General features: G+C 61.1%; 9 protein-coding genes. 6 read left to right on the plus strand and 3 right to left on the minus strand.

The genetic code is table 11. The features are described 5' to 3' along the window. Positions 1-58 precede the first annotated feature (58 nt). Positions 59-283, plus strand: coding sequence for a hypothetical protein (locus tag HBF24_RS02265; RefSeq protein WP_167168273.1), 225 nt, complete (start codon positions 59-61; stop codon positions 281-283). A gap of 271 nt (positions 284-554) precedes the next feature. Next, positions 555-1,877: a PAS domain-containing methyl-accepting chemotaxis protein gene (locus tag HBF24_RS02270; RefSeq protein WP_167168276.1), complete on the plus strand. Its 1,323-nt coding sequence runs from the start codon at positions 555-557 to the stop codon at positions 1,875-1,877. Positions 1,878-2,009: 132 nt separating this feature from the next. Here the strand turns inward: HBF24_RS02270 and HBF24_RS02275 are convergent, their stop codons facing one another. Next, positions 2,010-3,047: a hypothetical protein gene (locus tag HBF24_RS02275; protein ID WP_167168279.1), complete on the minus strand. Its 1,038-nt coding sequence runs from the start codon at positions 3,045-3,047 to the stop codon at positions 2,010-2,012. 216 nt (positions 3,048-3,263) lie between these two features. On the opposite strand from HBF24_RS02275, the gene HBF24_RS02280 reads away from it, so the two are divergent. Further along, positions 3,264-5,195 carry a CocE/NonD family hydrolase gene (locus tag HBF24_RS02280; protein ID WP_167168282.1) on the plus strand — a complete coding sequence of 644 codons (1,932 nt, stop codon included), beginning with the start codon at positions 3,264-3,266 and terminating at the stop codon, positions 5,193-5,195. A gap of 210 nt (positions 5,196-5,405) precedes the next feature. Further along, positions 5,406-7,370: a CocE/NonD family hydrolase gene (locus HBF24_RS02285; protein WP_206064127.1), complete on the plus strand. Its 1,965-nt coding sequence runs from the start codon at positions 5,406-5,408 to the stop codon at positions 7,368-7,370. Between the two features lie 122 nt (positions 7,371-7,492). Here HBF24_RS02285 and HBF24_RS02290 read toward each other — a convergent pair whose 3' ends face one another. Beyond that, complete coding sequence (locus HBF24_RS02290) at positions 7,493-8,356, minus strand: PEP-CTERM sorting domain-containing protein (RefSeq protein ID WP_167168285.1); 864 nt, start codon at positions 8,354-8,356, stop codon at positions 7,493-7,495. Positions 8,357-9,060: 704 nt separating this feature from the next. Between HBF24_RS02290 and HBF24_RS02295 the strand changes: the two genes are divergently transcribed. Together HBF24_RS02295 and HBF24_RS02300 are read left to right on the plus strand one after the other, a co-directional pair. Then, positions 9,061-10,062 (plus strand): hypothetical protein, encoded by a 1,002-nt coding sequence (locus HBF24_RS02295; protein ID WP_167168288.1) that lies wholly within the window; start codon positions 9,061-9,063, stop codon positions 10,060-10,062. Between the two features lie 191 nt (positions 10,063-10,253). Beyond that, positions 10,254-11,387, plus strand: a complete 1,134-nt coding sequence (locus tag HBF24_RS02300) for a GGDEF domain-containing protein (RefSeq protein WP_167168291.1) — start codon at positions 10,254-10,256, stop codon at positions 11,385-11,387. Between the two features lie 106 nt (positions 11,388-11,493). On the opposite strand, the gene HBF24_RS02305 is transcribed toward HBF24_RS02300, so the two are convergent. Then, a complete protein-coding gene (locus HBF24_RS02305) occupies positions 11,494-13,452 on the minus strand; it encodes a CocE/NonD family hydrolase (protein ID WP_167168294.1) in 1,959 nt (652 codons plus the stop codon). Positions 13,453-13,562 lie beyond the last annotated feature (110 nt).

Raw genomic sequence — 13,562 nt, forward strand, 5'->3', positions numbered from 1 at the left:
GCGGTTGCACTGGCTCCAGCCGCCCCGCATTGGAAAGGGCGGACTCTGAGGTGGCCATGTGCATCGCTTCGTGAGCGCACATGGCTTTGGGGCGTCCAGCCATGATGTTGGCGTGCGGCTTTCAGCGGGAACCGGGGTGACCAATGGAACCGTCACCGCCATGGTCGTGATGGAGTCGAAGGGCAACGGCGCCCGCCATGTGATGACCGCACGCGTCTGGCAACGAAACCATCTTCAAGGCGAGGTGGAGTTGGCATTGGCGGGAAGAAGGCCACTGACATAGCCGTTGAACCGTTTGTCGCGCACTTGATGTGGATGCGATGGCCGCTGACGGCCACGGCGGGGCGCTATAAGTGAGGGAGCGCGATGAAACCGGTGCTGGCCCAGGCACTGGTGGAGGTCAGCCTGGTGGCGTGATCCTGAGACGTGATTCACGTATTTGAAAGCAATCCTTGAGGAATAGGTTCGAGGACCTAAAGCTTGATCAGGCAGGTGCCGAAGGTGCATATAGCCTGCAAGAGGCAGGTGTGGCCGGAATGGAGTTCCCGCGTCCAATGCTTAGTGCCGTTGAGTTTTTCCGTTCCATTGCGTCGAAGCTTGGATCTGCCGAACATCGTTACCGGGAGGCCCTGGTCCGTGGGCAGGCGGTGATCGACTTCCACGCGGATGGCACCATTCGGCGCGTCAATGACGACTTTCTTCAGCTGTTCGGCTATGCGCGCCATGAGGTGATCGGACATCACCACCGCATGTTTGTCGGCCATCACGCCGAGACGGACGAGTATCGTGCGTTCTGGGCCGATCTGGCCCATGGCCAGTTCAAGCAAGGCGTTTACAAGCGCTACACCAAGGCAGGGCGTGAGGTTTGGATCCAGGGCACGTACAGTCCGCTTTTCGATCGGCGAGGGCGTGTGGTGGGAGTGGTCAAGCACGCCGTCGATGTCACCGATAATCTGCTGAGACAGGCGGACATGCGCGGGCGTCTTGCCGCCATCGACCGTTCCCAGGCTGTCATCACGTTTGACCTGAACGGCATTATTCTGGATGCCAATGAGAACTTCCTGCGCGCCACCGGTTATGCGCTGGAGGAGATCGTTGGTGCCCACCACCGCATCTTCGTGCCTGGGTCAGAGCATCAGTCGCAGGCGTACGCCGATTTCTGGGCCCACTTGCGCAAGGGCGAATACCGAGAGGCGCTGTTCAAGCGTCTTCGCAAGGACGGCTCCGAGCTGTGGATACAGGCCACTTACAACCCCATCCTTGATGCCGCCGGTCGTCCGGTGAAAGTGGTGAAGTACGCCACGGATGTCACCGCGCGCACCCGGGCATCGATGTGCATGTCCAAGGCACTGGGGGATCTGTCCGCAGCGATACCAAGCATCGCCGAGCAGTCGATGGAGGCGGCCAGTCTGGCTTCCAGCGCCAGCGAACGGGCCAAGATGGGCAGTCACACCGTTGCCGAGTTGGACAAGGCCATCTCGGCGATCAACCAACACGCCAAGGACATGAATGAGATGGTCAGCACCATCAATGGCATTTCCTTTCAGACCAACCTGCTGGCGTTGAACGCCACGGTCGAAGCGGCTCATGCCGGTGCGCTGGGACAGGGTTTTGCCGTGGTTGCCAAGGAAGTACGCGAGCTGGCCACCCGCAGCGGTCAGTCCGCGACACAGATTCGCCAGGTCATCGAGCACGTCGCCGATGCGTTGACGCAATGCACGGGTCATGCCGCCCAGGCGCGCCAGGCCATGGAGGATATTCTGCTGTCGTCGGTTAATGTGAGTGATCACATCCGGCGCATTGCCGCGTCCACCCAGCGCCAGAGTGCCGACGTGGCGGAGATCGATCGGGCGGTGGGTACGATGAGGTCGCCCTGAGCCGATTGGAGGTAAACCGGAGACCGATCAAGCTGCCATTGCCGGAGTTTCTGCCGGGGGCACGAGCACAACGAAAAAGGCCGCCGGTCGCGACCGGCGGCCTCTTGTCTTGAGTTTCCCGTCCGATGCGGGTCAGCGTCCGAGCAGTTTTTGATCGATGCGCTCGCGCGCGATTTTGTGGGAAGTATAAAGTGCCAAACTCTCGGAGTTGGCCATGTGGGAGCGTTCAAAGCGCGCCAGCTGCTTACCGCCGCGCCACTCGATCCCCTTGAGATTGAAGATGGCGACACCACCCGGCTCCGTCTCCAGGCGCTCGATTTCCAGCGTGTAGCCCTCGCCCCTGTGCTTTCCGCGATCAGTGAAGCGATTCACACGGTAAGGATGCTTGGTGTCTGACATGGTCAGTCCTCCAGCGTTTGCGAGAGGTTCCCATCCTCCTCGGGGGTGAGGCATGACTTCAAGCAAGCCGATCACAGTCGGGGGGGGCGTGTTCAGGCCACGTTTGGACGGGTATTCACTGGCCGTTGTGCTGTCTCGGAAAGACGTGATGGCATGCGCGCCTGAACCGCGCCAGGGGCGGCGTCGGGCAGCGTTGGTTGCCAACAAGCCGACGGCCAACAGCCCGAAGGCGGCGAGCAGGTTGGGCTCGGGGACCGGTATCGGGTCCGTCCTGACTCCAACTGCCAGTAGCCGCTGGCTCCCGAGCAGAAGTCCTGATGACAAGGTTCGGAGTTTGTCGGCGATATAGCTCACGCTCCAAAGGGGAAACGATGGCCCTGCTGTGGAAGTCATTTGGTAGATGTGGTCCAGGTCAAAGACCGTGATGCTGCCGGACAAGTAGGTGGTGAACTGAACATTTGTCTGGATCGCCCAGTAGGAGAATCCCTCTTGCGCTCTCGGCGACAGCAGTCGTCCGCTGAAATCGGTACCCAGCAGGGGGGAGTGGGGATCCTCTTCCGGGATGCCATAGTGCAGGAATTCGTAATGCATGCTGCCGGCGCGGTAGGCGGCATCGGTGACTTCGAACGTTGCATGGGATGGCACGGGATAAGTCCCATCATCCTGGACCGTATGCCAGCCGTAAATGACGGTGGCGCCCGCAGGCAGGCTCAGCAGAACCCATAACGACACAGCGGCGACGAGCAAAGCCGCCAGCTTGATACGTTTCACGGCACCCCTCCTCATTGACGTTCGTCATGGATCGGTACGGATGAACCCGAGCCTGGACTGCCCGCTCTGGGGCGCTTTGATATGGATCAAGCCTTGTGGTCACCCGGGTGCGCGCTGCCGGCGGCTACATGGCCTTGGCTCATGTATGCCTTCATGCACATGTCCGGTCGTGTGTAGCGGGTTAGGTTCGATGGCTGTCCCCCATCGGTGTACATCATGGCTTCTGCACGTTTTTCCTTGTCCTTGCTGTCGGCGGTGGTGTCGCTGGCGCTGGGTAGCTCGGCTGTCGCTGCGCCTTCCGCGCCGCCGCCGACGCACTCGCACTATCCGAACCTGCCCAGCGAGACACCGGCGAACTTCAAGCCGGTGACCAAGGCCATGGACTACACCAAGCGGGTGGTGCAGGTGCCGATGCGCGATGGCATCAAGCTCAATACGGTGATCGTGATTCCCAAGGGCGCGCACAACGCCGGTATCGTGCTGGAGCGCACGCCCTATAACGCCGACCATTTCGCCAGCAACGATCGCGAATCGCACGATGCCATCCTGAAGGCCGGTTACATCCACGTGTATCAGGATGTGCGTGGCAAGTACGGTTCGGAAGGCGACTACGTCATGAACCGCTACGTGCGCGGTCCGCTGAACCCGACGCCGGTCTCCGACGCCACCGACGCCTCGGATACCATCGGCTGGCTGGTCAAGCACGTGAAGCAGAGCAACGGCCGCGTCGCGATCATGGGTATTTCCTATGATGGCTTCGAGGCGCTGATGGGCCTGGTGCATCCCAACCCCGCGCTGAAGGCGGCGGTGCCGGAAAACCCGATGGTCGATGGCTGGAAGGGCGACGACTGGTTCCACAATGGCGCCTTCCGCGAGCAGATGATGCCGTACATCTATTCGCAGGAGGCCACGCGCGCCAACAAGGACGAGTGGTGGTCGAACTATCACGACGACTACACCATGTACCTGGATGCCGGTAACCCCAGCGTGCTGGCCAAGCAGCACGGCATGGAGCAGTTGGGCTTCTGGAACAAGTTGGTCAAGCATTCCTCGTATGACCAGTTCTGGCAGGACCAGGCGGTCGACAAGATTCTGGCCAAGGAGCCGCTGACCGTGCCGACCATGCTGGTGGCCGGCGAGTGGGATCAGGAGGATATCTACGGCGCGCTGGCCGTGTATCGCGCGCTGTATGCCAAGGCCGGCAACCGCCAGAACCTGTATCTGACGCTGGGCCCTTGGTTCCACGGTGAAGAGGCCGGGCACGGCACGCACCTGGGTGCCATCAAGTTTGGCTCCGATACCTCGGCGTATTTCCGCAAGCACTTCCTGATGCCGTTCCTGGCTCAGCATCTGAAGAGTGATGGCGCCGACGCACACCTGGCGCATGTGAATGCCTACGTCACCGGTACCAACAAGTGGGAGCAGCTGCCAAGCTGGCCGGCGTGCCCGGGCGATTGCTCCATTCAGCACGATCCGATCTACCTGCAGGCCGATCATGGCTTGAGCTTCAGCGAGCCGACGGCGGGCCAGGGCAAGGGCTACGACCAGTACATTTCCAACCCGGATACGCCGGTGCCGTATCGTGCGCGCCCGGTGCCGCCGGCGGAAACCAAGACCTGGCCGCAGTGGCTGGTCGGCGATCAGCGTCCGGCCGCCGCACGCCCGGATGTGGAAACCTACGAAACGCCGGTGCTCAAGCATGCCGTGCGCATCAGCGGACGCCCGATGGTGCACCTGATCGCCTCCACCAGCGGCACCGATTCGGACTGGGTGGTCAAGCTGATCGACGTCTATCCGCAGCAGGATGCCAAGGAGCAGGACATGAGCGGCTATCAGCTGGCCGTGGCCATGGATATTTTCCGCGGACGCTTCCGCCAGAGCCTGTCGCACCCGACGCCGCTGACGCCGAACAAGCCGCTGACCTACGGCTTTGCACTGCCGGCCGCTGACCACGTGTTCCTGCCGGGTCACCGCATCATGGTGCAGATCCAGTCCAGCTGGTTCCCGCTGTACGACCGCAACCCGCAGAAGTTCGTCAAGAACATCTTCAAGGCCAAGCCGTCTGACTATATCGAGGCCACCCAGCGCATCTACCATAGCCCCGCGCACACCACCTACATCGACCTGCCGGTGGCCAAGAGCAAGTAAAGCCAAAAGCCTGATGGCGCCTGTCTGAGTCAGGCAGGCTGGAAAGCATGCGGCGGGGAGAGTCGATGATTCTCCCCGCCGCTTTTTGTGGGCAGCGATTGACCTGCGGATGAGTACGCCTGGTTCCCCGATTTATGAAAGGATGATCGGGTGCAGGCACTTTCTCGAGAGAGACGCCTGTTTTCACACCACAACGAAAAGGAAGTCCACATGCACTGGGCACGGATGATGACGCTTGTCGGGATGGTTTTTGCTCTGCCATTAGCGGCTCATGCGGACGCTTCAACGGCAAAGAGCGAGGCCAAGGCCAAGCTGATCGCCCAGCGCTGGAAGGTGGAGCACCAGCTGCAGCATCTGGCCGTTATTGATCGCCAGGTGATGATTAGAATGCGCGATGGCAAGCGCATGGCGGCCGATATCTATCGACCCAAATACGCCAAGGGCAGGGTGCCGGTGATCCTCTGGCGCACCCCATACAACACCAACTACTGGGATGTAACGTTGGGCGCGCCCGCCGACTTTCAGAAGCTGGCGCTTCCGGCCATCAAGCATGGTTACGCGTTCGCGGTGGTCACCGAACGCGGTCATTACTTTTCCGAAGGGAACTACGACATTCTGGGTGCGCCCACGACCGATGGCAGTGACGAGGTCCACTGGTTGGCCACGCGCCCGTGGTCCAACGGCAAGGTCGGAACGATGGGGTGCTCATCGTCCGCCGAATGGCAGTTGGCGGTGGTGGCGCGCGATGACCCCGGGTTAGCCACCTTCAACGTGCAGGGTTTCGGCGCGGGCGTGGGTCACGTGGGGCCCTATTACGAGCAGGGCAACTGGTTTCGCGGCGGCGCTGTGCGCATGGCATTCATCGAGTGGCTCTACTACGAGCAGAACACGCTGCGCCCCATGTTTTCGCATGACATGTCGCGCGCTGACCGCGTGCGAGCGGCGAAAATGTATGACCTGGAGCCGCACCTGCCAGCGGTCAAATGGGACAAGGCGCTGTGGCATCTGCCGGTGCGCGACATCATCAGGCATGCCGGTGGACCGGCGGGTATCTTTTCGCACGCCATGCCCGTGCCCGATGGCGGCGACATGATTGATCGCACGCCCAGTGACCCGGCCTGGCGCCAAGGTGGGCTCTGGCATCAATCGATGCCCATCACCAAGCCGGGGCTATGGTTCATGAGCTGGTACGACTATTCCATTTCGCCCAACCTCGCGGCCTATAACTATGTGCGCGACCATGCGCCCAAAGCGGTGGCCGACAAGCAATATGCGGTCATCGCCCCTGATCTTCACTGCGCCTATGGCATGGAGAAAAAGGACACCAAGGTCGGCCAGCTGGACGTAGGCGATGCGCGCTTTGATTATGACCAACTGATCTACGGCTGGTTCGATCACTTTCTGAAAGGCGAGCACAACGGCATTCTGCAAAGGCAACCGAAGGTGATGTATTACTTGCTGGGCGCCAATACCTGGAAGCACGCCGACACCTGGCCGCCGGCCGGTGTGGTAAAGCAAACCTTCTACCTCCACAGCGCGGGCCAGGCCAACACGTTGCGCGGTGACGGCTCGTTGCAGGCAAAACCGGCCGTGGGCGACTCCCCCGACCGCTTTACCTATGATCCGGCGCACCCGGTGCTGACGCATGGCGGGTGTTGTATTGGTGACTTGAGGCATGCCGGGCCCATGGATCAGACACCCTTCGAAACGCGCCAGGATGTGTTGGTCTATCAGACCCAGCCATTCAAACATGGCATGGTCGCGACCGGTCCGGTCAGCATGACGTTGTACGTGTCATCAAGCGCACGAGACACCGATTTCACCTTCAAGGTCATCGACGTCTATCCGGATGGCAAGGCCTATGACCTGGTCGACAACATCCAGCGCATGCGTTGGCGCGAAGGCTATAACCGGCCGCCGGTCTGGATGCATCCGCATCAGGTGTACAAGGTGAGATTCCAGCCGATCGATATCGGCAATGCGTTTCTTCCTGGGCACCGGCTGCGGGTGGAAGTCAGCAGCAGCGACTTCCCGCGCTTTGATCGCAATCTCAATACCGGCGGCAACAATGAGGCCGACAAGCATTGGGTGAAGGCCCATAACGCCGTTCACCATGGGGGTGTTTATCCGTCCCAGATCACATTCACCGTGATGCCTGGCGCAGCGCATGGTTGATACCCCGCGCTGCGTCCGGCATCACTAGGCGGCCAAGATGCAGGATTATCCGCCATAGACAAGCACGAGGCTTGTCAGGCTATTAAAAGACTTTTGAGGTCTTCATAAACGCTTTGCGCCGCTTATTTCCGAACGGCTTTGCGCTGGCGCAGCACACCCAGGCTGATCAACCCCAATCCCAGAACGAACATGCCCCAGGAGCCCGGCTCCGGCACAGATGTCACAGTGGCACCGTCAAGGCCTTCGATGACGTCATTGCCGCAATACATGGTCCAGTGAAAGCCCAGGTCTTCTGGATCCAGATCGAGGCCGGTGAGGTCGAAGCTGAAGTTCAGCACCCCGTCGCCGACGCTCCAGCTACCCGTGTTGCTGGTAGCGGTCGCGCGGTTTTTGTTGACCGCCACTTCCTGGCCATTGCGATAGGTGCAACGGCCCGAGCAATTGATGAAGTGGTCCGATAGCAGAGCGTCGGGGTTGTGATTGCGCGAGTTGCCCGCGCCCAGCGCGTAGATCGTGCCGTTGCCACCGGTATTGTTGAGCGGATCATCCAGCGAGAACGCGTAGGTCCAGTGGTTGCCATTGGCGGCGTTGTCACTGTTGTAGTTCCCCGAGCCGTAGGGGCTCCAGCCGGTCGACAGGAACAGGTCGCCGTAGCCGATGCCTGTATGGTTCGTGGTGTATTGCGAATCGACACCGGCATGCCCGGCGAAGTTGGTGTAGATGCTGACGGTGAGCCGATTTCCGGCGATGCTGGATGTCAGACCCTCGACGTTGAAGGTATCCACGCCGGGATTGGCGACCACGTCACCATAATTGTGGCCATTGGAACCGTTGTACGAGTCATGCAGGACGGTTGCGGACGCACCGGAGAAGACGGCTGACAGGCTAAGCGCCGCCAACCATAGTGACCATTTGGCTTTCATGAATGTCCCCTGTTTGCCGGTCTGCCCTGGAGAGGCGTCCCGGTTCTTGCGGTGCGGAGACATGGTGTCCTCCGCTGTTGAATAGGATGGATGGTATGTTTGCTTGTGATGCACTTAAGCAAAATGGGTGCCACAATAAAAATATATTTTAAATCAAAATAGTAAGATCACATTTGGTGATGATCTGAACGCTTTTTGTAAGTTTTTCCGACAAGCGTGAGCATCCGGTTCCTGTTCGTGTCCATTCAGAAGCATCGCGTGACCGGGACGGTGCTGCTCCATGGGGAAGAAAGGGCTAAAGTGGCGTATTTGGCGTGGGCCAGAGGCCAGGATAGGGGGCAATGCGTATGCGAATGCTCGGTGGAGGTCGGCGCGGAGGGGCTGGCATTGGCATCGCGCTATTTGGACTGTCTGCGCTGCTGATGTGGTTACCCGCTGTGCATACGCCCTTTTGGGGCGATGACTATGTTTTCCTGAGTGCCGCGCACGCGGCCAACGCGTCATCCCAGCCATGGTGGTCGCCCTTCTGGCCGATGCACCCGGTGCCGTTCTGGCGTCCGCTTTCGCAGGAAGGCTACTGGCGCCTGGTTGATGCCTGCTTGCACGACAACGTCGTGGCCGTTCATGCCGTGAGTCTGGTTTTGCATGTATTGGCCAGTGCCAGTGTCGGCTTGCTTGCGCTGATGGTGGCGCGTCGCTGCCAGTGGTCTGGGGCGCGCATGACGGCGGCGCTGGCAGGCGTGATCTATTTTGGGCTGGGCATGCACATGCTGCCGGTGCACTGGGCCGCGGCTGCGAACAACTCGTTTTTGACCCTGTTTACCAGTCTGTGCGTGGCGGCTTGGCTATATGCCGCCCTGGCGCAGCGTCCGTGGCGCGCCGCGCTGCTGATGACCGCGCCGCTTCTTCTCGCGTTGGCCTTGTTGAGCAAGGAGTCGGCGGTGCTCACCGTGGGGCTGATGATGGTGATGCAATTGTTCACTGCATCGTGGCGGATGCGCCGCGGCGAATGGTTTAGTTTGCTTGCCTGTGTGCTTGTCAGCGCGATATGGCTGGTGCTGCGCGCGCGCTTTGAAGCGCAGACCGATGACACCTACCAGCTGGAGCTGGGCGGGAACGTGCTCCGCAACGGGCTGGCTTTCGTGGCGTGGATGCTTAATGTGCCGCGCGAGGCCTTGCGTATGGCGGTAACGGGCAACCGGCTACTGGCACTGGCCTGGGTGGCGGCCACGGCGCTGCCGATGCTGATTGCGATGTTCCTGGGTTTCTGGCAGCGGCGCTCGCGGCTGAGCGGCCGTCAGTGGGCGTGCATGGTGATGTTTGCAGGGCTGGCGTACGGGCCGTATTTCCTGCTTGCCTGGAACAGCTATGCCTATTATGCGGCGATCGCCGCGATCCTACCGGTGATTGTGCTGGCGCGTTGCGGTCTCGACCATCCACGCCTGCTGTTGATGCTGGGCTTGATCGCCGTATCCTCGTGGGTGGCGGTGCAGGGCACGCGCATGCTCGATCATCCCGGCTTGATTGGCCGTGCGCGCTGGGGTGAGCGACTGCTCACCGATCTGAAGCACCGCAAGGTGACGACACCCTTGTGGGTGCAGGTCCCTGATCAGCATCGTTTCTACGCCGTGGGTGTGGCGGGGCTGTCGTGGCGGCTGGGTCTTCCATCCCATGCCATTCACGTCACCAGACACTGTCCGACCAAAGCGCATCAGTGCCTGAAGATCGATGAGCACGGCGACTGGCAGTTGACCGCGCCACTTCGATGACTTCGCGCTTTTGGCGGCCGGCGGCTTGAGCCTTCTGCCACAGCACAAGGCGGCCGGGTTCGCGCGGCGCAGCCCCATGGTCGCCTTCGCGGGTCAGTGAATGCGGCTTGCTTTTCGTCTTGACAGCACACCGCGCTGCCTTGTCTCGTCGGGTACACTTTGCCCTGAGCTTTTCAGGTTTTTTATAGCGCATGCAAACGCACGAGCCGGACGGGCGGTATGTCCGCATCGCGGTATTGGTGATGCTGTCGTTGGCCCTTGTATCGGGGCTATGTGCCACGGTGATCAGCTGGCTGGCTCCAGTGCACCGGTTGATGGATCAGATCATTCCGCCAACCATGAGCATTGCTCTGGTCAGCTTGATCGTGCTGCTGTTACGTCATCCCGAGCGCGTGCTGGGCATTGCCCGTATTGGCTTGCTGGCAAGCGGTCTGGCATTGATCGCGCCGGCGTGGTTCTACAGTTTGCAGGCCGCCTTCACGCCGGGTCTGGAGTTGATCCATACGTTGCCCCCGATTCCCTCGTTATTCGTGGTGCTCCTGGTGATGGTGATGACATTCATCCCCGGCAGGCGGGCCTTTGTTCTGGCGATCTTGAGCTGGGCACTGATCGCCTTGCCCATTCTGGTGTATCTGGGCTTTCATCCACAGGAGCTGATGTCGCCGCGTGGACGCGATCTGGTCATGGCTTATGGGCCGGTCAGTATCATGGTCGTGGCCCTGCTGCCCGTGCAGCACGGGTTGGCTGGCACCATCCGGCAAATGGCCGCGGAGCAGGCGCGAATGCAAAGCTTGTTGCAGCGTGACCTTCTCACCGGTGTACATAGCCGTCATTTTGGTGAGTTGCGGCTGCAAGAGGTGCTGGCATCGACCTTGCCGGGCGGTGTGATCATGTTCGACCTGGATCAATTCAAGGCCGTCAACGATACCCATGGTCATCCGGTGGGGGACCGGGTGTTGCAGGCGGTTGCCTCGCGCTGTCAGGCGCTGCTGCGCGAAGGTCAGTGCATCTCTCGCTGGGGCGGCGAGGAGTTCCTGGTCGTCGTGCCGGGCATCGATCTCACTGGTCTGCGAAGGCTGGCCGAGCAGCTGCGAGGCCATATTGCCGCGCTCAGGGTACCCTCAGTGGAGCAGGTGACGGCCTCGTTCGGAGCCGCGTTGGTGCGCACGGATGATTCCCAGGACAGCCTGTTGCGGCGAGCTGACAATGCGCTCTATCAGGCCAAGCATGGCGGTGGCAATAGTGTGGCGCTGGAGTCCTCATCTGCGATGGGGCCTGCTCATCGGGTGGCAACTGCGGTGTCGACGACCGAGCCGGCTTCGTGAGCGGCGCCGGTCTGGTCGCTTATTTACGTGATGTGGACTGACGCACCATTAAAAAAAGCCCGGTCCTTCGAGGACCAGGCTTTTTTTTGCACACGCGGGGTGAATGTCAGTCCGAGGCCTTGAGTGACGATACCTCGGTCCGCGACACCACTGGCAGCAGCACGGCGCTGTGGGCGCTTGGATTGTGCTCGATGGTGATGGTGGCCTTGCGGTAATCGGCCGGCTTGGCGAACAGGATATTCTTGACGTAAGTCTGCGGGTTGCGGTCATACAGCGGGAACAACGTCGACTGGATCTGCACCATGATGCGGTGACCCGGCTTGAACTCGTAGTTCACCGTCGGCAGGCGGAATTTGTACTCCTGGGTGGTATTGGCCGGAATCGGCGACGGGTGCGCAAAGCTCTTGCGATAGCGGCCGCGGAAGATATCCATTGACACCGGCAATTCGTAACCCCCCATGGTGGGGTTGGTCGGCACACTGCCCGGATAGACGTCGATCAGCTTGACCACGAAGTCGCCATCAGTACCGGTGGTCCGGGCGAAGATATCGGCAACCGGCGCACCGGTGACACGCACGGTCTTGGTCAGCACCGGCGTGGTGTAGGAGAGCACATCCGGGCGCGTTTCGACGAAGCGCTGGTCGTGGACCAGCCAGGTGCGCCAACGGTCCTCGTTCTTGGCCGGAATCGGGCGCGGCAGGTACGGCACCGGCTTGGCCGGGTCCGAGACGTAGCTGTCACTGCCACCGCTGGGCTGTTCAAAGCCCAAGCCGAAATGCGACTGCAGATAGATCGGCGTCAGCTTCTGGTTGCCAGCCACTTTCCAGGTCGCGAAGCGATCCCAGTGTTTTTCAGTGGGGTTGTAGATCATCGCTGCCGGCAGCGGCTTGGCCATCGGCGTGCCGCGCAGGTAGTGGTTGAACCAGGGGATGATCACGTTCTGGCGGAACTCGGCGGTGGTATTGCCCGGCCATTTCAGCGGGCCAATGTGCCAGCCGTCGCGATTGATCTGGCTGTGCCACCACGGACCCATCACCAGATGGTTGTTGGCGCCGTGACCGGCTTCTTTAAGGGCTTCCCAGGCGTGTACGGCACCGTAGATGTCTTCCTGGTCCCACAGGCCTTGCAACCACATGGTCGGCACGTTGGACGGATGCTTGGCGACCAGCTTGTCCAGCGCCTGCAGCTGCCAGAACGCATCGTAGGCCGGGTGCGCGGAGAAGCGATTCCACCACGGCAGCTGCTTGAAGCCGTTGGCGTCGGCGTAGGCACCGGCGGAGCCAGCTTGCAGGAAGTTGGTGTAGTCGTCGTAGTTTTCGCGCGGAATGCCGTCGCCCGAACCCTTGGCAGTCATCTGGCCGGTGAAATAGTCCAGGTTGACCTGACGCAGCGCGCCGTAGTGATACCAGTCATCGCCCATCCAGCCGTCGATCATGGGGCTTTCCGGCGCGGCGACTTTCAGTGCCGGATGCGGGTGCAGCAGCGCCATCGCCACGGTCCAGCCGTCGTAGGACGATCCGATCATGCCGACCTTGCCATTGGACTGCTTGATGTTCTTGGCCAGCCAGTCGATGGTGTCCCAGGCGTCGGTGGTGTCGTCGGTCTTGGTTGGGTTAAGCGGACCCATTGGCGGGCGCGTCATGATGTATTTGCCCTGCGAGCCGTATTTGCCGCGCACGTCCTGCCACACCAGGATGTAGCTGCCATCGGCCCAGTCCTTGTCGCCGGACCACACGGCGTCGGCCATGTGCGGGCTGTCATTGGGCGCGAAACCACTGGCGTTGTACGGCGTGCGCTCCAGCAGCATGGGCAGGTTGTGCGCGCCCTTGGGAATCATGATCACCGTATGCAGCTTGACGCCGTCGCGCATCGGGATCATCACGTCGCGCTTGATGTAGTTGAAGTTGCCTTGCGGCTGATTCCAGTGCGCCGGAATGTCCGACTGCGTCTGGATCATGTCCGGCGTTACCTGCGGCGTGTGCTGGCCCGGCGATGCCGCGAACGCGGCGGTCGAGAGAACATAGGCCAGCGAAGCGAGCGCCAGGCCTCGAGCGGCAGTCTTCATGTGCAAACCCCTTGGGACGATCGTGGCCGCAACCGCTGCGGCACGTACCAGCTCACTATGCGAAGCGGGCCAGGGTGTTTGCAACTGCAAGAAGGCATGCCGCTATGACG

The organism is Oleiagrimonas sp. C23AA, from assembly GCF_011759385.1.
Classification (GTDB): Bacteria; Pseudomonadota; Gammaproteobacteria; order Xanthomonadales; family Rhodanobacteraceae; genus Oleiagrimonas.